This window comes from Sphingomonas sp. So64.6b, from assembly GCF_014171475.1.
GTDB lineage: Bacteria > Pseudomonadota > Alphaproteobacteria > Sphingomonadales > Sphingomonadaceae > Sphingomonas > Sphingomonas alpina_A.
The window spans coordinates 2,286,118-2,310,832 of sequence record NZ_CP048817.1; the positions used below are offsets into that span (position 1 = coordinate 2,286,118).

17 protein-coding genes, 1 tRNA gene and 1 pseudogene are annotated in these 24,715 nt (G+C 62.8%); 8 read left to right on the plus strand and 11 right to left on the minus strand.

The window, feature by feature from the left end:
* Positions 1 to 56: 56 nt before the first annotated feature.
* Positions 57 to 1,427: a 3-deoxy-7-phosphoheptulonate synthase class II gene (locus G4G27_RS10940; protein ID WP_183113738.1), complete on the plus strand. Its 1,371-nt coding sequence runs from the start codon at positions 57 to 59 to the stop codon at positions 1,425 to 1,427.
* Positions 1,428 to 1,481: 54 nt separating this feature from the next.
* Here the strand turns inward: G4G27_RS10940 and G4G27_RS10945 are convergent, their stop codons facing one another.
* From G4G27_RS10945 to G4G27_RS24145, 3 genes and pseudogenes are all read right to left on the minus strand, one after another.
* The gene (locus G4G27_RS10945) at positions 1,482 to 2,993 is read right to left on the minus strand and encodes a tetratricopeptide repeat protein (RefSeq protein WP_183113351.1); all 1,512 of its coding nucleotides are present in this window, start codon (positions 2,991 to 2,993) and stop codon (positions 1,482 to 1,484) included.
* The gene (locus G4G27_RS10950; protein ID WP_183113352.1) at positions 2,990 to 5,902 is read right to left on the minus strand and encodes an insulinase family protein; all 2,913 of its coding nucleotides are present in this window, start codon (positions 5,900 to 5,902) and stop codon (positions 2,990 to 2,992) included. Before G4G27_RS10950 ends, G4G27_RS10945 begins: the two co-directional genes overlap by 4 nt.
* 808 nt (positions 5,903 to 6,710) lie before the next feature.
* Positions 6,711 to 6,824, minus strand: a pseudogene (locus G4G27_RS24145) (IS110 family transposase); the annotation flags it as partial.
* 189 nt (positions 6,825 to 7,013) lie between these two features.
* Here G4G27_RS24145 and G4G27_RS24315 point away from each other — a divergent pair.
* Positions 7,014 to 7,145 (plus strand): hypothetical protein, encoded by a 132-nt coding sequence (locus G4G27_RS24315; RefSeq protein ID WP_267134687.1) that lies wholly within the window; start codon positions 7,014 to 7,016, stop codon positions 7,143 to 7,145.
* 165 nt (positions 7,146 to 7,310) lie between these two features.
* The gene (locus tag G4G27_RS10960) at positions 7,311 to 9,212 is read left to right on the plus strand and encodes an asparagine synthase-related protein (protein ID WP_183113354.1); all 1,902 of its coding nucleotides are present in this window, start codon (positions 7,311 to 7,313) and stop codon (positions 9,210 to 9,212) included.
* Positions 9,213 to 9,216: 4 nt separating this feature from the next.
* Here the strand turns inward: G4G27_RS10960 and G4G27_RS10965 are convergent, their stop codons facing one another.
* The 3 genes from G4G27_RS10965 to G4G27_RS10975 form a co-directional block, all read right to left on the minus strand.
* Positions 9,217 to 10,050 (minus strand): sulfotransferase domain-containing protein, encoded by an 834-nt coding sequence (locus G4G27_RS10965; RefSeq protein ID WP_244624644.1) that lies wholly within the window; start codon positions 10,048 to 10,050, stop codon positions 9,217 to 9,219.
* Positions 10,047 to 10,319 carry a hypothetical protein gene (locus tag G4G27_RS24150; RefSeq protein WP_244624645.1) on the minus strand — a complete coding sequence of 91 codons (273 nt, stop codon included), beginning with the start codon at positions 10,317 to 10,319 and terminating at the stop codon, positions 10,047 to 10,049. The genes G4G27_RS10965 and G4G27_RS24150 overlap by 4 nt, the downstream gene beginning before the upstream one ends.
* 651 nt (positions 10,320 to 10,970) lie before the next feature.
* Complete coding sequence (locus G4G27_RS10975) at positions 10,971 to 11,249, minus strand: PqqD family protein (protein ID WP_183113357.1); 279 nt, start codon at positions 11,247 to 11,249, stop codon at positions 10,971 to 10,973.
* A gap of 208 nt (positions 11,250 to 11,457) precedes the next feature.
* Here G4G27_RS10975 and G4G27_RS10980 point away from each other — a divergent pair, with 208 nt between their 5' ends.
* The 5 genes from G4G27_RS10980 to G4G27_RS11000 all read left to right on the plus strand — a co-directional run bounded on the left by G4G27_RS10980 (position 11,458) and on the right by G4G27_RS11000 (position 16,517).
* Positions 11,458 to 12,162, plus strand: a complete 705-nt coding sequence (locus tag G4G27_RS10980; RefSeq protein ID WP_244624646.1) for a virulence factor — start codon at positions 11,458 to 11,460, stop codon at positions 12,160 to 12,162.
* Positions 12,159 to 12,590 (plus strand): DUF2147 domain-containing protein, encoded by a 432-nt coding sequence (locus G4G27_RS10985; protein WP_244624647.1) that lies wholly within the window; start codon positions 12,159 to 12,161, stop codon positions 12,588 to 12,590. The genes G4G27_RS10980 and G4G27_RS10985 overlap by 4 nt, the downstream gene beginning before the upstream one ends.
* Complete coding sequence (gene mprF, locus G4G27_RS10990) at positions 12,560 to 15,148, plus strand: bifunctional lysylphosphatidylglycerol flippase/synthetase MprF (protein ID WP_345940682.1); 2,589 nt, start codon at positions 12,560 to 12,562, stop codon at positions 15,146 to 15,148. Before G4G27_RS10985 ends, mprF begins: the two co-directional genes overlap by 31 nt.
* A 75-nt stretch (positions 15,149 to 15,223) precedes the next feature.
* Positions 15,224 to 15,298: transfer RNA gene (locus G4G27_RS10995), tRNA-Glu, on the plus strand.
* 610 nt (positions 15,299 to 15,908) lie between these two features.
* Entirely contained in the window at positions 15,909 to 16,517 is a 609-nt protein-coding gene (locus G4G27_RS11000; protein ID WP_183113358.1) for a hypothetical protein, read from the plus strand.
* 530 nt (positions 16,518 to 17,047) lie between these two features.
* On the opposite strand, the gene G4G27_RS11010 is transcribed toward G4G27_RS11000, so the two are convergent.
* The 5 genes from G4G27_RS11010 to G4G27_RS11030 all read right to left on the minus strand — a co-directional run bounded on the left by G4G27_RS11010 (position 17,048) and on the right by G4G27_RS11030 (position 24,713).
* Positions 17,048 to 17,827 (minus strand): competence protein CoiA family protein, encoded by a 780-nt coding sequence (locus G4G27_RS11010; protein WP_183113360.1) that lies wholly within the window; start codon positions 17,825 to 17,827, stop codon positions 17,048 to 17,050.
* 56 nt (positions 17,828 to 17,883) lie between these two features.
* Positions 17,884 to 19,143 (minus strand): DUF4062 domain-containing protein, encoded by a 1,260-nt coding sequence (locus G4G27_RS11015; protein ID WP_183113361.1) that lies wholly within the window; start codon positions 19,141 to 19,143, stop codon positions 17,884 to 17,886.
* 213 nt (positions 19,144 to 19,356) lie between these two features.
* Entirely contained in the window at positions 19,357 to 20,367 is a 1,011-nt protein-coding gene (locus G4G27_RS11020; RefSeq protein ID WP_183113362.1) for a hypothetical protein, read from the minus strand.
* A 133-nt stretch (positions 20,368 to 20,500) separates the two neighbouring features.
* Positions 20,501 to 22,426: a UvrD-helicase domain-containing protein gene (locus G4G27_RS11025; protein WP_183113363.1), complete on the minus strand. Its 1,926-nt coding sequence runs from the start codon at positions 22,424 to 22,426 to the stop codon at positions 20,501 to 20,503.
* A complete protein-coding gene (locus tag G4G27_RS11030; protein WP_183113364.1) occupies positions 22,413 to 24,713 on the minus strand; it encodes an ATP-dependent endonuclease in 2,301 nt (766 codons plus the stop codon). Before G4G27_RS11030 ends, G4G27_RS11025 begins: the two co-directional genes overlap by 14 nt.
* Positions 24,714 to 24,715 lie beyond the last annotated feature (2 nt).

Genomic DNA, 24,715 nt, shown 5'->3' on the forward strand with positions numbered 1-24,715 from the left:
CAAACGGCATCGCCAGCCACGCCGACTGGTACATCGCGATACGCACGGAGAATGACATGAGCACCTGGGCCCCCGACAGCTGGACCAAGGCCGAGGCGCGGCAGATGCCGACCTATGCCGATCCTGCCGCGCTCGACGCGGCGACCGACGCGCTGGAGAAATTCCCGCCATTGGTCTTCGCCGGGGAGGCTCGCAACCTTACCGCCGATCTCGCCAAGGTGGTCGAGGGCAAGGCTTTTCTGCTTCAGGGCGGCGATTGCGCGGAGAGCTTTGCCGAGCATAGCGCGAACAACATCCGCGATACGTTCCGCGTCATCCTGCAGATGGCGGTGGTGCTGACCTATGCGTCGAAGCTGCCGGTGGTGAAACTTGGCCGGATGGCCGGCCAGTTCGCCAAGCCGCGCTCCGCCGACACCGAGATACAGGGCGATGTCGAACTGCCTGCCTATCGCGGCGACATCGTCAACGATATCGATTTCACCGCCGCCGGGCGCCAGCCCGACCCGCAGCGCATGATCCGCGCCTATTCGCAATCGGCGGCAACACTCAATCTGCTGCGCGCCTTCGCGACCGGCGGTTATGCGAACCTGCATCAGGTCCATCGCTGGACGCACGATTATATGGGCCGCAGCCCATGGGCGAAGAAATATTCCGACGTCGCCGACCGGATCGGCGAAGCGCTCGACTTCATGGAAGCGTGCGGGATCAGCCCGGAGACCGTGCCGCAGCTGAGCCAGACGCAATTCTACACCAGCCATGAGGCGTTGCTGTTGCGCTACGAACAAGCGCTGACGCGGCAGGATTCGCTGACCGGCGACTGGTACGACACCAGCGCGCATATGCTGTGGATCGGCGACCGCACGCGCTTCGAGGGCAGCGCCCATGTCGAGTATCTGCGTGGCATCGGCAATCCGATCGGCATGAAGTGCGGCCCGAGCCTTGAGCCCGATGCGCCGCTGCGCCTGCTCGACACGCTCAACCCGGACCGCGTGCCCGGGCGCATGACGCTGATCACGCGTTACGGTCACGACAAGATCGAAGCCGGCCTGCCCAAGCTGGTCCGTGCGGTCCTGCGCGAAGGCCATCCGGTGGTGTGGAGTTGCGACCCGATGCACGGCAATGTGGTCAAGGCCGCCAATGGCTACAAGACGCGGCCGTTCGACCGCATTCTCGCCGAGGTACGCGGCTTCTTCGCCGTCCACCGCGCCGAAGGATCGATCGCCGGCGGCATCCATGCCGAGATGACCGGGCAGAACGTCACCGAATGCACCGGCGGTGCGGTCGATGTGACCGAACAGTCGCTGGCCGATCGCTATCACACGCATTGCGACCCCCGATTGAATGCCGGGCAGAGCCTTGAGCTGGCCTTCCTGCTCGCCGAAATGCTCAATGTGGAGATGGCCGAGCGGCGCCGGGTGGCGGCCTGATCGCACCCGGCCGCCGTTGACCCGGGCCTATAACGTCGGCCCGGGCTGGATCGCTCAGTCGGCATAGGCCGGCTCGAGTTGCACGGCCCGGGCGTGATCGGCTTCGGCGCCGGCCTTGTCGCCGATCGCCTCACGCGCCAGGCTGCGGCGCAAATAGGCCAGCGCCAGGTCCGGATCGGCATCGATCGCCGCGGTGAATTCCTCGATCGCGCGCAGCTCATCGTCGATCAGGCGATAGGCCTCGCCCTTCGCATTCAGCGTGACCGGGTCGCCGGGCGAGCGGGCCAGCGACTGGTTGTAGTCACGGATCGCGCGATCGTGGCGGCCCAGCGCGACATAGGCATCGCCGCGATTGTGATAGGTCGCTTCACGCTCGGGCTCGATCGCCAGCGCCCGGTCGTAAGCGGTGATGGCGCCGGCATAATCCTCTGCATCGGTCAGGAGCAGGCCGAGCACGCTGAACGCGTAGCTCGATTTGGCATCGATCCCGATCGCCGCGTCGAGATCGCGCCGCGCCTCGGCGGCGCGATCCATGTCGCGATAGAGCGACGCGCGATCGACGAGAAACTCGGCATTGGTCGAATCCGCCGCGATCGCCCGGCCATAATCGGCCAGCGCCTTTTTCCTGTCGCCGGACGCCTCGTACAGCTTGGCCCGCGACTGAAACGTCTCGCTCGAACGCGGATCGATCCGGATCGCGGCGTCATAGGCCGCGAGTGCGCCCTTGCGATCGCCGGCGCGGACCAGCGCACGTCCCTCCCACAAGGCAAGGTCGGCGCGCTTGGCCAATATCTTGCGCGCGGCGCGATAACCGCCCACCGCAGCCTGCCAGCGCCCGAGATTATAATTCGCGTCGGCACCGCCGCTCAGCGCATCGGTATTGCCGGGAGCGATCGCCAGGGCCGCCGTGTAACGCGCCAGCGACTCCTCGTTGCGATCCATCATCAGCAGCGTCGAGCCGAGCGCGGCGAGCGTATCGACATCCTTTGGATCAAGCGCATGAGCCCGTTCGAAGTCGGCCAGCGCTTTGGCAAAATCCTTGCGTTCGTAGATGATCCAGCCGCGATTATAGTACATCCCCGCCGTCGGCTCGGCCGAAATCAGGCGGTCGTAATCGGCAAGCGCCTTGTCCGGTTGCCCGGCCATGGTGAGCGCAATCGCGCGTTCGAAACGGACATCGGTATCGTCGCCGGCCGCCAGCAGCGGGTCGAGCAAAACCACCGCACGCTCCGGATGCCCGGCGCGCCGTTCGGCGCGCGACAGGTCGAAGATGATGTCCCGGTTTTTCGGGTCGAGGGCAAGCGCAAGACGGAAGGCCGCCGCGGCATCGCCAAACCGTCGAAGCGCCACCAAGGCGCGGGCGCGGGCCAGTTGGCCACCCTTGACCGCGGCATCGAGGCGCAGCGCCTGTTCGCTGGTGCGCAACGCCCGGGCCGGGTCGCTTTCAAGCTCGACGGTCGACCGGCGCACCAGTTCGACCGCGCCCGGCTCGGTAGCGCTTGCGGGAAGCGCAGCGGCCGGCACCGCAACCAGCAGCACGCAGCCAAGGAGAGTGGACCGGATCATCGCACTTGCCCCTTGCGACCGCGCGCCGCAGCAACCGGCGGTGATGCCGGCGGACTGCCCCGAGCCGTGGAGACCGCTTCGATCGGTGCCCGGGCGAGCCATTTCGCGGCCGCCGCCTTGACCTCATCCAGCGTCACCGACGAGAGCAGCCGGACATAGTCGGTCTGTTCCGCGGTCACCGCCTTGTCGCGCGCCGATCCGCTCATCGCCGCGGCCCACCAGTCATTCTTGCTCCGTGCCGCGGCCGCCCGGCTCAACAGCGGCTGACGCACCGCCTCCACTTCCTCGGCGGTGATTGCACCGCTCACCAGCCGTTGCGCCACGGCCTTGCCTTCCGCGACCAGCGCGGCGAGATCGGCGGGCTGGCTTTCGACTTGCGCGATCAGCAAGCCCTGATCGGCATGGTCGGGCATCGACGTGATCACCATCGGCGCATAGGTCTTGCCCATCTCCACGCGCGCGCGCCGGCGGAATTCGTCGTTGAACACGCCGGCGACCAGATTGAGCGCATATTCCTCGCGCCGGCGGGCCGGCTCGGCAACGTAGAGCGGCCAGATCAGGCTTGCCGCGGCACGATCCGCAGAGCCGCCGTGCGTCGCGCGGATCACCGGGAAAGCACGATCCGGAACACGCAGGAAGTGCGCATCCGGGCGTGCGCGATCAGTGGCCGAACGCGGCGGCAGCGCACCGATGGTTTTCGCGACCATGCGGATGGCGGTCGCCTCATCGATATCGCCGACCAAGGTCAGTTCGATCGGCGCCTCGGTCAGCGCAGGGCGAAGCAGCCGCAGGAAATCGGCGCTGCGCAATTTGGCCGCCACCGCCGGCGGCGGCAGGATCTCCGGATGGCCGGGATCGAGCGCCGAGTATAACGCGTCGTTGAGCGACATGGTCGGCTCCGTGCCCATCATGCGATACATCATCGACAGCGCGGTCGGCAGGCGCTCGTCGATCGCCGGACGGAAGCCGGGATCGGTCATGAACGCGGCGAACACCTGAAGTTGCGTTTCGATATTGGCCTTGTTGGTCGAACGCGAGAGCTGGAAGACATCATTGCCGATCTTGTAATCGAATTCCCAGCTGGTGCCGCGCAGGCTGCGCTCCATATCCCCGTTCGACAGGCGTCCGAGCCCGCCCGCGGTGAGCAGGCTGGCGCCCAGTGTCGCGCCGAAAACACCATCGGCGGGCAGTTCGCGGCGACCGGCACCCAGTAGCGCGCGCACTTCGATCCCATTGGTTTCAAGCGACGACTGTTTGAAATTCAGGATCGCGCCATTGGCAAAGCGCAAGCGCACAAAGCCGGGATCAGCGATCACTTCACGACTGGCGACGGTGCCGGGCGTGCCGAAATCGGCATAGGGCCAGACGGTCTTGTCATGATCCGCGAACGCGGCGAGCGCGGTGCCTGCCTCGTTACGGGCCCAGGCGCTGCGTATCTTCTCGCGATCGAGCGGCGTGGGCAGCACGACCGCGACCAGCGATCCCTTGCCCGCCCATTTGCTTGCGCCGACCGCCTTGAGCGTCGGCGCGTCGAGCGTTTCCACCGCGACGTCATAAGCGTGCATCGCCTCGCGCGGCGAGACGGCGGGGCGGTGATCAAGCAACCGGTCGAGGATCATGTTGGCGCGTGTGCCCGCAGTGCGTGAATCGGCGACCGATATGGCGCCGCGCAATACCGCGCGCTTTGCTTCCATCTGTGCCTCGACCTCCGCCTCGGTCGGCCCGTCCTGAACGAAGCGGCGGAATTCCGCGTGGGCGGCGGCCATGCCCTGTTCCCAGCCATCCTCGACCGGCACCGCGATCAGGCACGAGGTGATGAATTCGGGCGCGTCGTTCTCGACCACCATCGCGCCGACCAGCCCGCTTTTCCCGGCATTGACGAGCAGTTTGAAGCGCTCGGCAAGAATGTCGCGCCAGACCGCGTCGCGTGTTTCGCTGGTGTGGCGCACCATCTCCACCTCGTCACGCGGCGCGGGCGGCAGGATGCGACAGGCGGATACGATCGTCGGCATGTCCGGCGCGGCGGTGCTGAAGACATCCAGACCGCGGGCAAAATCGACCTTGCCGGGCGACGCGCGGACCGGCTTTGGCCCCTTGCCCTGCCATGTGCCGAACCCGGCGCGGACCTGCGCCTCGATCGCATCGAGCGGTTGATCGCCGACCACGACCAGCACGGCGTGTTCCGGCCGGTACCAGCGATCGTAAAAGGCGCGCAGCGTGTCCGCCCGTGCGGCGGCCAGTGTTGCGGTCGTCCCGCCCGGTTCGCGCGCCACGGTGCGCGATCCCGGCGCCTGGAAGAGCGAGATTGCGTCACGCACGGCCTGTTGCGGGCCGCCGCGGCTTTGCCGTTCCGCCAGCACCACGCCGCGCTCGATCGCCACCCCGGCATCAGTGAAGATCACCCCGTCGGCCACGTCGCGCAGCCAGCGGAACCCCTCATCGATGCCCTTCTTGTCGGTCGAGGAGAAGTCGAGCCGGTACGTGGTCGAGAACAGGGTCGTGGCGGCATTCTGATCGCGCCCGAACGCCACGCCGAGCGCGGCGAAACGGCGGTCAAGATCGCCCTGCGGCGCGGAACGCGTGGTGCGGAACGCCAGATGCTCGACGAAATGCGCGTAACCGCGCTCCGCATCCCGTTCCTCGAAACTGCCGACATCGATCCCCAGCCGCATCGACAGGCCGCCGGCCGGGTTTGCCGCATGCATGATCGCATAACGCATGCCGTTGGGCAGGACGCCCGAGCGGATATCGGGATCGGCAAGCACGGTTTGCCGCGGTGTGACGACGACGCGCGGCTTGTCCTGACCGCCAAGCGCCGGGCTTGTCGCCATTGCCGCCGCCGCGATCGCGACGAACGCCGTCAACGCGCAGCTAAGGCGCCCCGCAAATGGCCTGGACTTGAATAACATCATATTCCCCCGATCCTTCATCTAGCTGAGGAATGGCGAGCGGCGCCAGCGGGATATCATCGACTTTGGATACGGTTGGGGAGGCATGGTTTCGGGCATGTCGAGCGTGCGAAAGTCCCTGATGGCCCAGCTTGGGGCGACGGCCCGCGACCGGGGTGGCGCCGGGTGGCGGCCTGAATCGACGTGTCGAGCATTTGAGACCGTAATTTCGCGTCACGATCGCGTTCAAATTCCCGCAGTTGCGGGAAGTGCTGCGCGAAAATGCTTTTTTGGGTGTTCTGCGGGAAGCTGCGGGAAAAACTGCGGGAAAACCGGCGAGCGCGCACGGGAAAATTACGGTCGCGCTGCGGGAATATTGGGAAATGTTGGGTTGAAATCATGGCCTGCTCTGTTCCGGTTCTGCTCAGTGCAAATGGTGCAGCGGATGCGCTTTCACGCGCGCTGCGCGCGTTGTGCGGCGGAGAGCAGGCATGACGCAGTCAGCAAGCCACTTGAATCGAACCACGCGACGGGTTCGGGGGGAGATATGGGACACCGGATGTGTCGTATCTCCGGCGCGGGACACCCTAGGAGCCAGGAGTATATTGCTTTAATTTCAGTAGTTTACCGGAATCGGTTAGCGGATACCTGTAAAAACTGCGCGTTTGATGAAATTGGAATTTTTGTGGCCGCCGATCCGTATCCGGCTCGTTCGGTTCGACACGATCCCTCCTCGGCTATCGTGTCACTCAATTATCCTCTCTCACTCAAGGGGTGCACTTGTTCTCTCTGGACGGCCTTCCTGGATCAGCGCGCGCATGTTGCCGATGCCCTGCGCCGCGATCACGCCCAACTTGGCGAGGTGCCCGCGAAAGCCGTTGAGGAGTTGCGTGCGCTGAGCGACCAGCATCTCGCGCACCTTGTGCTGCATCCGAACAGCCTGATTGGCGATTCCAGTGCCGGTCCTGGCGCGATATATATCGGGCGCTATGGGGGCGATGAGTTGAGTCACGACGACTTGCCTGACATCTGCTGCGCTGCAAAATTTTCTCATTATAGTTGTAAATCTCAGCTGGTTGGTTTAGGTCTGACGACGATAGATTAAGCCGGCAATCAATTAAGGGGTTATCTCATGGACAAGATTCAGCAGACCATCGCGACCGAAGCGAAGCCCGTCTGGACCGCTCCGGTAATCGATGTCGTTTCCGCGCAGACGACCGCTGGCGGCGCGGCCGTTCCGGTTGAGAACCTCACGTCTTCCTGATTTTCAAGAGCTGACAAACGGTTACCGCCGATTTGTCAGTCCGCTACGCTTTACGGGCAGCCATCGCTTCGGCGATGGCTGTTTTTGTGATTTGACGGGCTGATTGTGCTCGCGCACCCTGACTCCTCATCCTGGCCGAATCGGCGATGGAGCCGGAGCTAATTCATGTCCATTTGCGGGCGCGCTACCTGTTCCTCCGATGACCCACGGCCAATCGACCGTACGCTCGCCGCGCTGACGCTCGGATCACCGCGCCTCCGTGTCCAGACTCTCGTGGACGGCGCACGGATCGCAGGATGCGACGGTGCCTCCGTCGCGGCGGCACCGGGCGGTCGGGGGGCGGCGTTCGATGGGCGAATCGACAATGGCGAAGATTTACGGCGCGCGCTGAACATCGGCGCTGGCGAAGCGCGCAGCGCCGCACAGCTTGTGCTGGCCGCCCATGCCGCCTGGGGTGACGCGCTTTGCGACCATGTCATTGGCGATTACGCCCTGGCCGTATGGAACGGCGCAACGCGGCGCATGATGCTGGCGGTTGACCCTGGGGCTTTCCGGCCGCTCTTCTACTGGCTCGGTGCCGGACAGATGCTGTTTGCGACCGAGCAGCGCGGCTTATGGGCCGATCCAGAGGTGCCTAAAGAGGTCGATGAGCGGCAGATGGCGCACTGGCTCGCGATGATGCCGCGCGATCCCGATCGCAGTTTCTTCGTCGATATCTGCAACGTGCCCCCCGGCCATCGCGTGGTGTGGGAAGGCGGCAAGGCCCGGAGCGAGCGGTGGTGGCAGCCCGAAACGCTGCCGATCCTGAAACTGAAGACCGATCAGGATTATGAGGAGGTCCTGCGCGCCACGCTCGACCAAGCCGTACGATGCCGGATCGGCGCGGATGAAAAGATCGGCGTCCAGCTGAGCGGCGGACTCGACAGCACCGCAGTGACCGCGATGGCCGCTCGCGCGCTGGACGAACAGGGACGCGGGCTCACCGCCTTCACCGCCGCCCCGGCGAAACCCGTCCAGATCGAAACCCGAAACCGTTTCAGCGACGAATGGACCCATGCGGCGGCGCTGGCGGCGATGTATCCCAATATCGAACATGTCCGCATCGCGAATGACGAGATGCCGGTATTGGAGGCGGTGGAAGGACGCGAAGGCGGGCAGGATTGGCCGATCCTGAATGCCAGCAACACCGTGTGGGTCGACGGCATCGACCGCGCGGCGCGAGATCGGCGGATCGACGTGATGCTGATCGGTGCGATGGGCAATTTCACGATCAGCCATGACGGCATGGCCGCCTTTGGACAACAGTTGCGGCAGGGCCGGCTGTTGACCGCGCTGGAAACCGGAATGGCGATGCGGCGCAATGGCGGCCAGCGCTGGTTGAATCTGCTGAACCATGCGGCTGCGGCGTTGCTCCCCAACGCCGCGCTGCGCAGGCTTCGCTCATTCGCCGGCAAGCGCGACATGGGGCTGTTCGACTATTCGATCGCCAGCCGCGCCTTCCTGAACGAGACCGGGACGGAGGACGACGCCAGAGCGGTGGCCGGCAATCTCTACAATCTTGCCGGCGGCGATTCGCGCAAATTGCGACTGCTGGCGCTCGCGCGCTCCAGTCATCGTGGTCAACAATATTGGTCGTCACGCCGCCTTTATGGCCTCGACGTCCGCGATCCGACCGGCGATCGCCGCCTGATCGAGCTGGCGCTGATGATCCCCGACGAAAAATGGATGCGCGACGGTGTGCCACGCGCGCTGCTTCGCCACGCGATGGCCGGGCTGGTTCCCGATCTCATTTTGAACGAGCGCCGAAGAGGGCTGCAAGGGGCCGACTGGCAGCTTGGGTTCGAGGAGGCATTACCCGGCCTGAAAGCGGAACTCGGCAGGCTGCGCCACAGCCCGCTGGCGGCGCGCGCGCTCGATCTCGACCGGATGGAAAAGCTGCTTGAAGACTGGCCGGGGGCCTATGCGGCAAGTAGCGCGGATGACGCGAACACCGCCTATCTGCTCGCGGTGAGCCGGGGCATCACCGCCGGCCGTTTCATCCGCCGGATGGAGGGCGGCAACCAGTGAATAGTTACAGATAGCCGAGCCGGCGCATCGTCGCGCCATGATCGTCGGCGATTCGCGCGGCAACCGTTCCCGGCATCGCCTCACGCCAACCGCCTGCGCGCCCGGAGCGAAAAAATGGCGCATTCGACCCTCCAAGCCGCTCGGCGAATCCATCACGCGTCTCCTGCCTCACAAGGACATCGAACGACGACGATTCAACCGCCCGCGCGATCGTCGCATCATCCTCCTTACGCCCGAGAAACCGCGCAGCGGCGGTGAACGACGCGACCGGATCGGTGATCATATCCTCGTAACGTATCAGCCGGACCGGAAAATCAGATTGATCGAGCCAGCTCCGAACGTGCCCGCTCCAGGTCGATACGAACTGGTAGATCTGCCGGTTCGAGTGCTTGCCGCTGGTACCCAGCGCGAAATCGGGATCGGCCATGTCGTCGACTATCCTGGCCAATGGTTTGCCGAAATGATGGACGCAGGACAGCGCCACATCACGTGGGTCACGCACGATCAGGATCGCCCGGTCGATAATGTCGGCGGGAAAGGGCGGCTCGGTCGCGCCGGGCGGGACCAGCCAGGCGTCATGCGCCTTGACCGGTGCGGCGAATTCGCCTGCCACCCTGCGGCTGATCCAAGGTCGCACCCGCGCGATCTCGGCATTGCTCAGGTCGCCTGTGTCCTCGTCGAGCACCAGATCGCATACTGCCCGGCTGCTCAGCGACGCCGGCGGCCCGAGTGCGTTGATGTCCGGGATGCTGCCGCCCGAGTCGAGGCTCGCGAGAAAGGCGCGGGTCCAGGTGTTGCCGGATTTTGGATAGGATGCGAGCAGGACGACCCCGCTCACGGCGCGACCAGCGCCTCGATCCGGTCGAGCCATCCCTCGATCCGGTCGAATTCGAACCGGCGGCGCCAGCGATGAACCGGCACCGACCCGGCGATCGCAGCCTGCACCCCGAACAGTGCCGGCTTCCGCCCGAGCGCGGCCGCGACGGTCGGGCGGAAAATCTCCGCGCCAAGCGCACCGACGATCTCGGCCGGATTGGCCAGGCGTTCGAGCAATTCGTCCTCGCCATGCCCCGGCCGCGCGAGCAGCACGATCGCCCCGATCGGCACCGGCCGGGTCGGGAATCGGTCTGGTCGTGACGGTAATGATATTTCTGCTGGCCCGCGCGGTTGCGCTCAAGCCCGGCCGATTCGACTCCGACCGCATCGAGCGTGTCCTGCCATAGCTTCAGCCGGGGAAAGGCTGGCCGGACATAAGGCACGCCATCGATGATCTCGATCGCGCAGACATCGTCCGCGATCAGCGGATGTCCGCGCCGCGCCAGATGTGCCGCGGTGGTCGATTTGCCCGCCCCCGACGGACCGGAAAAGACGATCGCCTTGCCGCCGACCGCGACGCAGGATCCGTGCAACGGAAACAGGCTGCGGATATGGCAGAGATAGCCCAACACCGATCCAAGCAGGAACAGCCTCACTTCAGCTTGCGACGCGCCCGCGCGCGGATCGACCATGACTTCGCCGGGGCCGTTGACGAAATACGTCGCCACCTCACTCAGGGTGAGCAGGCAGCGCCCGTCCTGCGATACCTGAAGGAACGGGCTGACATCGATCGCCCCATCGAGGCGTTCAGGGGTGGCGCCGAGGCGGATCACGATATCGACCGGCCGGTCATCGCCGTCCCATGGCACCAGTTCAGGCAAAGCGAGGTCGGATTGAACCCGCCAGCCGCAGAGATACAGGTCGCTCACGCCGGCGTAACGCTCAGACGCACAGGATCATCTTCATGCCGGCCAGGCGATCGACAAAAGCCAGTAAATCCGCCTCGATCACCGTCGGGTCGCCTTGATAGGCGTCGATCAACGCATCGCGCAGCGCAACAACCGTCACCGGCTCGGCGATCCGTTCCCAGATCGCACTGCCGACCGAGTCGATTCCGATATAACTGCCCGCATCGATATCGAGCAGCACCTGACCGTCGCCGACTTTCGCCGCCAGAAAGCCGTCAGCCCGCTTAATCTCGCTCTGCAGATCGATCGTCATCCCGTGCCCCAAACCGCCGCCCATCGCGCTGCTTACGGATCGCACTTCACCTCGTCCAGAGTGGAAACGCCGGCATCATGCGACGCGCGCATGACAAATTCGTCATCGGCCCGCCATCTCCGCGTAACGCGTGCCTCGCTAGTCCGACATGATGTCGACATCCTTCCCCATTCGGCGACGCCGGTCGCCGCTGCGCTGGCTCCTTGCCGTGATCGGGTTCATCCTGGTCACGCTGGTCGTGGTCGCCTGGGCCGCGGGGTTCTTCGATCGCGATCCGGACCGGTTCTTCGCCAGCCCGGGCAATGGCCGCGTGCCGGTCGCCGCGCTTTATGTGTCGGGCGATATGGGGTTGCGTTTCGGCATGGGCAGCGGCGTGTCGCACGCGCTGGCCGAGCGGCATGTGCCGGTGCTCGCGATCAATTCACCCAGCGCCTTTGCGACGCATCGCAGCACGGCCGAGGTCGACACGATCGTCGCCACGGCGGTGCGCGATACGCTGACGCGGACCGGCGCCGACCGCATCGTCCTGATCGGCCAGTCGTTCGGCGCCGACATACTGGGCATCGGCGCGGCCGCGCTGCCGCCCGACCTGCGCGCCCATGTCGCGGGAATCGTGCTCGTCGTGCCGGGCCAGGGCGTCTATTTCCGCGCCGACCCGACCGGTTTCGCCTATCGCGGCACGCCCGATGCCGATCCGGTCGCGGCGGCAAAGAGCGTCGCCTGGGCGCCGATCTTCTGCATCCATGGCGAGCAGGAAACCGACAGCCTGTGCCCTAGCCTGAAAGGCACACGCGCCAAAGTGATCGCCCTGCCCGGCGGCCATTTCCTCCACCGTGACGAACAGCGGCTGATCGCCACGATTTTCGCCGCGCTCCGCCCTTATGTCCCGCAGATCAAGGAACTGCCGCAATGACCCGTCCCGGCCGCCTCGCACCGTTGCTCGCGGCACTCCTCACGCCGCTCATGGCGCTGCCCGCCATCGCCAGGCCAGTCGCGGTGACCGCGCCGCCACCGATCATCGGGCTGTGGCATAATCCGATGGGCACGATCCAGGTCCGCACGATGAACTGCAATGGCGAGCTGTGCGGGACGATCGCCCATGCGACCCCAGCGGCGGAGCAGGATGCACGCGAGTCCGGCGTCACTCAGCTGGTCGGGCTGCAATTGCTTTCCGGTTACCGGGAGACCGCGCCGGGCAAATGGTCGGGGACGGTGTTCGTGCCCGATATGGGCCGCCGCTTTTCGTCAAGGATCGTCCAGACATCGCCCGACACGCTCAAGATCTCGGGCTGTCTGATCGGAGGATGGTTTTGCAAATCGCAGATATGGACGCGCGTCTGATCCGGCGCGACCGGATCGGCGACGCCATCGCCTGGGGCCGATCGCACCGCCGCCCGTTGATCGCGCTTGCCATATTGGCGGTCGCGCTGCTCGGGTTCGAGGCGCTGCACGCGATCCTGGGCGAAGTGCGGTTGAAGGACGTACGGCGCGCGTTGCACGAGATTCCGCAGGGGCGTATCGCCGCGGCGATCGCGCTGACCGCGCTGAGTTACTTCGCGCTGACGCTGAGCGAGGCGCTGTCGCTGCGTGCGATCGGCGCGCGGCTGCCGTGGCGCACCGCGGCGCTCGCTTCGTTCACCAGCTATGCGATCAGCCATAATTTCGGGTTGAGCCTGCTCACCGGCGGATCGGCGCGGTATCGCGTCTATGCCTCGGCGGGGCTCGACCTGGGCGATGTCGCTCGGGTAGGGCTGCTGTCCTCGGCCGGCTTCTGGGCGGCGCTGTCGGGGATCATCGCGCTGGCGCTGTTGAGCGGGAACGCGCCGATCGCGATCGGGCCGGCATATTTGCCGGTCATCGGGCAGCGCGTGATCGGCCTTGTCATCGTTGCGCTGCTCGCGACGCTGTTCGCGGCGCGGCATCGCGGCGTCGAACGGATCGGCATCGGGCGCTTCACCTTGCCCGTACCGCCGGTACGCATCATGGCGGCGCAGCTCGGCGTCGCCGCGCTCGACCTTGCCGCCGCGGCCGCCGCGCTGTTCGTGCTGTTGCCGCAATCGGGGCCACAAAGCTTCGCCCTGTTCTTCTTCGCTTATACGCTCGCGGTGACCGCCTCGGCCGTCTCGCACGTGCCCGGCGGGATCGGGGTGTTCGAACTGGTCATCCTGGCGATCCTGCCCGCCGCGGGCGGCGAGGCATTTGCCGCGTTGCTGCTTTACCGGCTGATCTATTACGTCCTGCCGCTGATCGTCGCGGCGGTCTTGCTCGCCTCGGTCGAGGGGCACCGGTTGCGCCGCCCGATTTCGCTTGGCCTGTCGCTGGTCGAGCGCACCAGCCATTTCCTCGCGCCGCCACTGATCGCGCTGCTGGTGTTTGTCGGCGGGTTGATCCTGCTCGTGTCGGGCGCTTTGCCGGCGGTGCATTGGCGAATCAACTGGCTGGCCGATGTCGTGCCGCTGCCGTTCGTCGAAGCGTCGCACTTCGCCGCGAGCATGGCGGGCACCGCGTTGCTGCTGATCGCGCCGGCGATCAATGCGCGGTTGCGCAGCGGCTTCCTTGCCGCGCGGCTGTTGCTTGCCGGCGGCATCGTCTTCTCGCTGCTCAAGGGCTTCGACTATGAAGAGGCCGTGCTGCTTGGGGTGATCGCCGCGCTGCTGCAATATTGCCGCCCGGCCTTTTACCGCCGCGCCGGCATGCTCGACGCGCCGCTGCAGCGCACCTGGTTCGCCGCCGCCGCGATCGCCATCGCGCTCAGCCTGTGGGCGGGATTCTTCGCCTACAAGCACGTGCCGTACAGCGACGATCTGTGGTGGGCGTTCGCATGGCGGGGCAACGCGCCGCGCTTCCTGCGCGCCAGCCTGGGTGCGGCGATGCTGCTCGGCGCAGTGGCGGGCTGGCGGCTGCTCTCCGCGCCGGTTCGCCCGGCGGGGGACGATACCCTGCCGCCCGCAGTCGCCGACGCCGCGATCGCCGTGTCGGAGCGTGCCGACGCCGCGCTCGCTTTCACCGGCGACAAGCAGTTCATCGTCTCAGGCTCGGCGGACGCGTTCCTGATGTACCGCGTGCAGGGCCGCACCTGGGTGGTGATGGGCGATCCGGTCGGGCCGAGCGCCGCCTGGTCGGAGCTGGTGTGGCGGCTGCGCGGGCTGTGCGACACCGCGCATGGCCGGCTCTGTTTTTATCAGGCGAGCGACGACCTGTTGCCGCTGCTGATCGAAATGGGGCTGCAGGTGATGAAATATGGCGAGGAGGCACATGTCGATCTCGCAACCTTCACGCTGGATGGTCCGGCCGCCAGATCGCTCCGTCATTCAGTGCGCAAGGCGGAGAGCGCCGGGCTGGCCTTTGACATCGTCCCGAGGGCCGCGGTGCCCGGCATCGGGCCGCAGCTCCATCAGGTGTCCGACGCCTGGCTGCGCAACAAGGCCGGTGGCGAGAAATGCTTCAGCATCGGCCGCTTCGACGCGGATTATATCAGCCGCTTCGATTGTGCCGTGCTGCGCCACGAGGGGCGAATCGTCGCCTTCGCCAATATCTGGACGACGCACAGCCGCACCGAGCTGTCGGTCGACCTGATGCGGCATTTGCCCGATACACCCTATGGCGCGATGGACCTGCTGTTCGTGCGGTTGATGCAATGGGGTGCGGCGAACGGCTATGCCCGCTTCAACCTCGGCATGGCGCCCCTGTCGGGCCTGACCGGACGACGCCTCGCCCCGCTCTGGTCGCGCATCGGCCATGCGATCTACGGCCATGGCGAGGCGCTGTACGGTTTTTCCGGGCTGCGTTCGTTCAAGGCGAAGTTCCGGCCGGACTGGGTTCCGCGCTATGTTGCGACCACCCCCGGCCTCGCCGCGCCGCGCGCGATGATGGATCTTGTGGCGCTGATCGGTGGATAGTGCCGCGCCGGCCCCGTGACCCCGCGCCTTGACGTCTTCACGCCCCCGCCGTATCAGCCGCGCCTCTGGCTCGACGGCCCCTTCGTCTAGCGGTTAGGACGTCGCCCTCTCACGGCGAAAACACGAGTTCGATTCTCGTAGGGGTCACCAGCGATTTCAATCGCTTGGCTGCCGGATAGCTGCGCAATTGCGCATCTTACTGCAGATTTACTGCAAAACCGTGGCTGGAAATCGGCGGATTTTCACGGATTGTTCAGGACAGCAGCCGGGTAGGCTGGCTCGTCGCCAACTCGCGACCAATGTCTGATTCGTGTCCAATTGCAGTCGTTCCAGCCCCGTCGGCAGAAACCGACAGCGGACGCGTGCTCGGGCTATCGATCATCTCCTATGCGGCAATGCGAAGTGGGGGCCCGCTGGAATTCTCCGGCGACGCCGACGCGCGCGGCGGTGTCTTTCCCGCCGCTATAGAAGACGCCCGCCGTCAGCGCGAAGGTGGCGGTCGGTGTTGAAGCGATGCTCGAGCGAGGCGCTGACAGCTACTTCGCGGCGATAGATCGCAGTGTTCGCGGCCTAGCTGGTCCGACCGGGACCTGAGAGCATCGGTGCTGGCGCCAGCGTCACCGCAGCGGCAATCCTCCGGCGCGCTTCGGGGCGACTGGCGTTGGCGAGGTCGAACAGGGTCGCTTGGCCATTCTGCAGATTCTCACCCTTCTGGCAAATTGTAGCGGTGCTCGTTAGCAACGGTCTCGAAGGGGTGGCCATGGCTGATATTCAATGGGTGCAGGTAATCGCTGGCGTGGTTGGCGGCGGTGCCGCAGGAGCTATAATCACTGCAATTGCTACGACGTATCGAAATCGTATTCAGCCGGTTAGATATCGCCTCGAATTGAAAGAGCTTTTTGGCGGTGTGTCTGCCGGGCCATCGGCAAGCGTCCAAGTGATGCTGAGCGACAAGGGGGCGGTTCAGGCTTTCGGTAACTTGCATCAAGTGACCTTGGACATCAGCAACCGCGGCAATATCGATCGTGCCAATTTCAAGTTTAGCTTGGGTTTTCCGGCCGGGACCAAGATCGTGATGCTCGATGCTCGTGATACTGACCGAAATCACAAATTCGTGTCGCGCACAGATGTCTCCGCCATCTCGCCGGTGGATGCATTGGATTTTGAGGTTAAGCCTTTCAACCGCGGCAATGTTTACGAGATTATTGCGTACGTAGCTGATGCGACCGACCTGAGTGCGGCAGATATTGAGCTCACTAGCCCGGCGCCCGTTTCCTTCGTTTCTTCACCCTCAACGGCCGAACTCGTGGCGGGGCTCAAACCGGCGGTAGAGATCGGCCTCTTCGGAGCGAAACTGACGTTCAAGTAGGCCGCTAGCACTACGGCATTCGTCGATTGGCCGCTCCTGCCAACAGCCACCCTAGGCGACCGCCTTCTCGACATCGCCACGTACTTACGAAGCCGCTGCGCATGCGGTCTGCCAGGCCGCGCCGGTTGCGCGTGGTCGTGAAGCCGCCCGACAGGATAGTCATGGTTGCCATCGGCTCCAGCAGCCCGTCGAGGGTGGGGAAGAAGTCGATACCGCCAGCCCCTTCGCCCTATTCGGGGACCGGGTGAATGTCGGTGACGGCGCGCAATCCCCCTCCCAAGGCAGGCGTGATCCTGGTCGACCTCACCCGACCGCAGGATTGCCAATGGCGAGCCTCTTTCCATCCTGCGACCCCGAGAAATCGAAGGCCCTGATGACGGCGCTCGATTCTATCAATGGGCGGTTCAGCCGGTACACCATGCGGCCAGCGTCCACCGGTCGGAGGAAGAAGTGGCGCATGCGCCGGGTTCGCCTCTCGCCGGTACTCCACCAGATTAGACGACCTTTTGCGGGTGAAGGCATAGGCGTGATTAGCGCTTTTCGAATGATGCGAAGTGGCCCCCCGGGAGGTTGAATGCGCTGGACGTCCAAGGCCTCCGCCACTTCGTTACCTCGTTGACCTCGTGAACTCGAAAAGGGCCTTCGAGATGAAGGGTGCGCCAGCGCTTGGATTTGCGGGAGTATCCACCGGCCGACATCTCCTCACCGCCTTCTCCGTACCATGAGCTAGAAGGGACATCGATCAAATGGTCGCTGAAGCGGCCCTTCCAAAGCGACTCCTCAACAGGATCGATGTACCAGAGTTCGCCGAAGCACAGAGCCTGTGCCCATTTTTCCCATGGCCGTATGGGGTACTGTCGTATGATTAGGCCGGATTGCGTTCGCTCGGCAGTTTCGCGCATCTTCCCGCCCAAGATGCCAAGCCACATCACCGGAACATTGACAGCCATATAAGCCACCGTTCTCTTTTCGATGGCGTCGTAGAGTATGGGGGTATGCTGCACCTCGATCGCGAAGGTGAGCCCGCCATCTGGCGAGATCACATAAACATCGGCCCGCCGATCGCCGCCGCTGGAAAGGACCACGACTTCATAGTCAGCCTGATAGCCCATCATGCGATAGGCGTCCCTAAGAAGCAGCTTCGCGGCAAGATGCTCCTGTGTTTCACCCACCGCCCATGAGCAACTGGTCGGTGGCTTGTGAGAGAAGTTATGAGCGACGATCCGCCCCTTCCTCAGGATCACCGCACCGTGACAATTGGGACAGAAATAGTCGGGTCCTTTTTGCGCCGCACCCGCATCTATCTTCAAGCCATTGAGTAGCCCCGTAAGCATGGCGGGCAGTGTAGCCCGGGTACGCCGGAAAGTTACAGCTTTAAGTACCTTCTGGCATCATCGTGGGTGACTGTTTCTCGTTCGATCTCCTCGTCCATCCCTCGAATGGGTGAATATGGAGCAAGGTTGGGTTCCGCAAACGGGTTTCCCTCAAGGTGGCGAATGAGCGACTCGCACAGCGTGATTATATTGATCCAGCGTAAAGCCAAGTGATGGAGTATCAGAATTTTCGTCGCCGGTATTTCGACTGGAATATCTTTGCCGCCGCGGTTGCGGGGAGAATACTCGAAAACCGTGGCGAGCGACTCGTTCGCCGCGGTTTTGTTGAATCGGCGAACTTCCTCGATGAGCCGGGAAATCGCACCATAGGCGGCGGTTTTTCGGTAGCCGCCAGATGCGGGGTCGAATTGTAAAAATATGCTCGACGTCAGAGCGTCAGGTAGGATGGTGATCTCAATTTGTCCGTTGAGAAGTTGGTAGAATATCGTGGCGAATTTATCCCACTCCTTACCTTCCATGTACACATCTTCGGTACGCGTGGACATGGTCACTGCGTAAGCGTTTAGGTGTTTGATTAGCGATGCCCGGGGGTCTAGCGCTTCCCCCTTATACTTTAAGAGCAAGTGGCAAAGGATATTCAGCAGTTCGTGTTGCAGCGCTTTCCGGTAAGCGGCTTCGTCGGCGGTCAGCCCGCCGAACGTCAAAGGGTGCAGAACGTCTGCAATGTCCCTAAAATTTCGGAAGGTATGAATCCAGTTGCCCGTCGGCTTTTCGGTCCCTCGCTTAACGGCCATGGCGGTTTCGAGGTTACGGCCTACTTCCGTGATGAAGGCGCTGACGAACTCTGCGTCGGTCGTAAATCGGCTGTGAAAATTTACGATCTCGCGGCGCTCTTGATCGTTCATTTCTAGCGAAGCCAAGTGCTTCGCTAGCGCCTTGCGATCCTCGCGAAGCTGCCACACCTGATCGCGAACGAGGGTAACGATGCGCAACGAGCCCGCCTCATGGCGGGCATACGCGTGGCGGTACTCTTGCTGAGTGATGCTGATGCGGCTGGGCTCGTCGTACCAGCCCCCGACACGCCCTCCGATGAGGAGTATAAAGTAATCTGCCTGATCGATATTCGATAGGCAGGCCTCATAGGAATGTTGATCAAGATTGTTGTTGAAATCCCGGTACTCTGACGCGAGCACTCGACAGCCACGGCTCTCCAGAAGGTACTTTATCGCGCCCCTGAGATCCTCAAAGTCGTAAATGGTCGAGGACAGGAAAAATGTCGGACGTTTTGCCATGGGGGCCTACAAGTCAAAAAAGGTTCAGGTTGCACCATCAGAACCCGGCGCTGCGCTGACGGCAAGATGTGTGGTGGTGGGACCACCACAATCTTGGCAAGGGGAGCCCGCTGCGCTGCCCGTTGCATCCCCACCCGCTAATCGGCGCGTTTTCTGATCCGCATACTGGCGTGTGGGATCGTATCCAGGCCGTTGCGCCGTGTCGACGTTGCATCACTCGTCAGGAACGACGGTTCCCGACACCGCGTTTGGCTCGTCCTGATCGGACCCTCTGCGTCCCTCAGCGCCGCACATGCCGCATTCGGCGATGTACTCGCCCATCTCCCCCTCATCCGGCCGCCATGTGACGGTGATGTCGAACGAGCCGCACCGGCCGCACCGGTCAGGTGCTCGCGCCAGCGACTTCAGCGCCAGCCCTGTAAGCTCCTGCAGCACGTGTTCCGTCGCTGAGAGGGCCAGTTCTGCATCGGCACGCGTCGCGTTGCCCGCATGGGTCAGCCAGTTTGCGAGCTGCCAGCCTTTCTGGCAGATCGCTTTCAGGTAGCCGCGGACATACTCCGCCGCGCCACCGGCCGCCTTGGCCCCGATCACATGGTCCGACCATGCGGTGAAGTCGCCCTTTTTCGGGGCGTCTGCGATTTCATCGAAAAGCCCGGCGGCGTTTACCTCCTTGATAAACGAGGTCATCGCTTCCCGGCACTGGAGGCCGATGGCCTGAAAGTCCTCGATCTCGTTGGCGGCATCCAACGCGAGCGCCGCCTGATGGATTTTTCTCTGCGTGATCGACAGGAGTTGCAGCACAACTTCGTCGCCTTCGGGCTCGCGCCGGGCCTGTACGCGCGCCATCAACCCGATATGGAAGGACAGCGTGTAATCGACGCTGGGCATCAGTTTTTGGGAGTAGAGGTTGGTGGGATTGGTGATGACCCACCACCTGTTCAGGTTCGTGTGCACATCCCAAACGCGATAGTCGGTTCCGAAGACCCGTTCGGTCTTTAGCTTCTCCGCGTGCTCGACCAGCTCCTCCTCGATGTCGCTTTCACCCGTATTTTCAATCTCCCTCTCGCGCATCTTGTTGCATTGCCACTCGATGTAATCGGTGATCTCGCGCACCTCATGTTCGGATTGTTCAACGACCAAGTTTCGCAGCTCCGTTTTCGGCAGCTCCGGCGGGATGATGCACTCACCTGAGTCGTCGTGTTGATGCTCTTGTTCATCGGTCATGGCTTTATCTTATCTCTGACATCGGCGGTGCGAGCGCTCTTCCATGACGAGTTTTCAAGCGGCGCATCAATGCCCGAACACCAGGCGCCTAGGCTGCGAAGCAAACTGCGTGGCAGCGCGCAACGCAACGATATCAGTGCCGTATAACCTCGTCTGGAGTGAACCACTCGTTTCTGATGACTGAGGCCGCCACCGCGTCGGGGTCTTCCGTATAAGCAATCAACGCCAAGCTCTTTCGCGCACGGGTGCACGTCACGTACAACAAGCGCCGTGTACGGTTTACGCCCCCATCTGTCGCCTCGGCCAAATGCTTACGGTCAGTGTCCGACAGAGGCTTTGCCTCAAAAAGCTTTTCGTAGGAAAAGAGAAAGCCACGCGCGTCGCTGTCATCGAGTACCGCCAAGACTCTATCGAATTCCAGGCCTTTGACCCCTTGATGAGTCCCGAAGTGACCGCGATCTGCAACATACTCGGCATAGGCGGCGGTCTGCCGATACGGCGTTTCCAAGAATGCCCGCCACGCCTCTAGGCTCGCTGGCGACGCCGCGGCGGCCTCTTCAGCCTCCGCAGAGTCTACCGCGTCGTCGATGGGATCGAGATCAATTGCTTCGTTGGACAGCTCCGGCTGAGTGGCAACCACGAACGCTCGCAGCGCCGCCGGAATCTCGAAGAGCTGGTGTTCCGCCACGCATTGGAACACGTCGAGAAACGTAGCCTCACCCTCTAGATCTAAAGCTAGGAGCGCCTCCACACCCGATCGGACGGGAAACAGCGGATCGTCGGGCGTCGACGTCGCGATAATCGCGGAGCGCTTCAGCAGCGGCGATGTGGCGCGCAAATGCGCCATCAATGCAAAGTCATCCTTGGCGCGTGCCGCATTGACCAGAGGCTCTACCCGTTCCGTAAACAGGCGGATCCCGGCAAGGTCTCCTGTTCGAAGCCCGGTTCCGAGGCGGGAATCGCGATCAAGCGCCTGGAACATGTCGAGGAACCCCGCCCTCGCAGCCGCCATGTGATGCTCGAGTATCAGGGCCTTCACTGCGCGTTCTCGCTCCCATTCGGGATCATTGCAAAGTTCGGCCATCGTTGCGCGAACGACATATTCAAAACCTGGCTTGTCCACGAGATCGCTTGGCGCGATGAAAAGACGCACAATCCCTTTAGAGCTGTCGTCCCGCGCGAGCTGCGTCTGGCGATCCACGGCGGACCGTAGCACGTTACCGAGCGCGACCACGCGCTGCGGCGAGCGATGATTCATCCGTTTGGCGGGCCGAGCCCAATCCAAGGGAACGAGACGCTCGAGCTCGGAGTGACCATCGGTATAGATGCGCTGCATCGTGTCGCCGAAAAGTCCGATCGCAAACTTCCCGACGTTGGCCGCGGCGAGGCTAAAGAATGCCTCGAGCAGTCCCCTGTTGGTATCCTGGCTCTCATCGATCAACAGAAACGGATATCTGTTGACCAGCACCGCCTGCATCGATGGTTTGGTTTGAATGAAGGCGGCTGTGATCTTCAGGACCTCCGAATGCGACAATGAATCGGCACCGAAATTGTCGCCATTTGGATTGTAGGTGAATCGTCGCGGGATGCTCAGCCACTCCAGCCGCTTCGTCGTCGACTCTATCGCCCGACCCCGATCCTGCGCTGCCTTTGTCCCAGCTCGCCCCTTTGCCTGCTTCTCATGGAGGTCGGCAATGTCTGCGGGTAACGTCGCAAGGAGCCAAGTCTGAATATCTGAGTGGTAGGTTTCGATGTGCTTCCAACAAAAACTGTGGATCGTCGAAATGGGAAAAAGCATGTCCTCACCGACGCGTTCTGCAATCTCGTCCGCCGCAGCGTTGGTGTAGGTGATGACCGCGATCTTCTTTCCCAAGCGTCGAAAGCCGAAGCCATGGTTCGCGCGGAATACATCAAGCGCATTCTTCAACGAGCGCGTCTTGCCCGAACCAGCACCAGCGTAGAGAAAGAAGCTTTGTGGGTTGGAGGGGTCGAGACAGGCCTCGATTGTCGCATCGACATGATCGTCGAAATTCGCCGGTGCAGTCTCAACCTCGACCATGAATTGATCCTGCCTTGAGTTCGCTTTCCGCGATTTCCTTGCCGACCGCTGTTTCGAACCATTTCAGTCCATGAGCGATATAAGTTGGGGGTTTGAGTGCTTTCGGGTCGGCCAACATCAGGCAGTCGAGCGCCAATGCGGCTTTCTCAGCCGTTTTCAATAGGTCGAAAAGTTCGTCAGCTAAGTCCGCGCCTGACGGCCCTTGAGTGACGATCGCCTTGATCTTTGCCGAAGTGCTCGATCCTTGGACGTCTGCCATCGCTGCGGTGTTCGTCAGCACTAATGCATCTTCGAAGGTCCGAGGGATAACGCTCGTTGGGGTTGCACTACTCGACTCAACGCTGATGGGTTTCTGGTAGGCAACGTAGAGGTCATAGCCATCGCCCGACGTTGCATGATCTGAAGGTGGTAGTGCCGCCAGCTCATCGATCAGTTTCAGGCCGGGGTGCCATTCTTTCAGGACGGAGTTCGCGGTTTGCTGACCCCTGCCCAGTTCGGGCCGAGCCGATTTCCACCGTGTTGTCTCATGGCCATTCTTGTCTGTGATCTTGACCGTTGCCGTTGCGTCGAGATCACCGATGATCAGCGTGGCAATACCTAGGACATCAATCAGGTCACGGAAGCTGTGCACGTGGCTCCCGCCCAGTTCGAGCAACGTCACGTATCGGCGCGAGAGTTCGGGGAAATGATGGCGGATGAAGTGCGGCACGAGGATCCGCTCGGCTTGGCCTTCGACAAAGATGACGCCGTCAGCGAAGAAGAGATCGCAATGTGTCGCCTTCAGATAGCGCTTCACAAAGCGTTTGGTCTCATCCCCCTCGCCGAACACATGGGAGAGGTTGGCGACGGTTGTGGTCGGTGTCTCGCCCTTGGATTTCGCCGGCCTGCGCCGAAAATAGCGCAGATTTGCGAAATCCGCCTCGTGCGCAACATGGCTGGAATGCGTGCTAACCAGCAACTGGGTGCAATACGCGTCTTTGTCGCCGAGATCGCAATGCTTGCGAAGCAGATTATACGCCTTGTTTATAAAGACCTGTTGAACTTGCGCATGAAGGTGCGCCTCTGGCTCTTCTACGAGAACTAGATGTAGTGGCTGGATCTCATGGACTACATTCTCCCCGCCGACGATACCTGCCTTCTCAACGCGCATCCACTCGTCGCGAAAACCCATCAGCATGAACACCATGGCGATGAGATTTTGATAACCGAGACCGGAATAGTCCTCGGGGAGCTTGAGAGTTTTGGTGCCGTCCCCCGATGGGTCTGCGACTTGGTACTGCACCGAAGAGCCGTGCTTGAGGCCGTCGGTCGTTCGCAGCAACGTCGAGATTTTGAGTTTCGGATTGCTCATCCCGGGGTAGCCGAGATCTTCGAGTTCCTCGAAAGCTGCCGCGAAGCCAGCCTCTAGCCTGGAGTCGAAACTGCGTTCGGCCGCCTGGATCGCCCCCAACGCCTCGTAATCCTTTTCAGTCGGCGTCTTTGAGGGATCTAGATGTCGATCATAATATGACCGCAATTGATCGGAAAGTCGGCGCTTGAAGCGACGGACGCCTGCTTCGGCCTTGTCCTCTCCACCCTCATGATCACCAGCATCCGCAAAGTCCCGCTGCGCAGCAATTTCGTCCATCTTGATCAGATTTTTGAAGGGTGGGTGATCGAAGCGAAGCGCGCTGGCAGGCAAATCTTGCGGAACAGCCAAGCCGCATTTTCCGGGGCGAGTCACCGCCCGCGGGTCGAGGGGGAACGCTGCTAACTCAAGATGCGCCCGCAGCCTGCGTTCAAGGAAATCGGTCAGGCAAAGCGGCCAAACCGCAAGCTTGATTTGTTCGCCCGCAGGGCCGGTCGTCGCGGCACTGCCCGACGCCACACGTTCCGCTACATATTCCGCTTTTAGCTTCCCGATATCTTTGATTTGATATCGCAGGCGCACGCCAAGCAGTCCCCCCGACCAGTCCAGCGTCGGAAGAATATGGACTACATGCTGGATTTCGCTGAGTGGCACTTCGAGCCAGACGTCGAGCGCCGGCAGAAGCGTGTCCAAATCGACCGTGGTCTCTGCCTCGAACTCCCATTCCTCGCCAAGGACATCAATTTCGGTCCAGTTTGCGATAGTGATATCTCGCAGTGCGAGGCGAGTCGGCGTCATCAAGAAAGTGCGCAAAGCCACCATTGCCGATGTCTTGCCGCTATTATTAGCGCCAACGAGGATAGTGGTCTTCTTATCAAGATCGAGATGGGTTGATTTCAATTTGCGGAAATTAGAAATTTCCACGAACTTGATTCGCATGT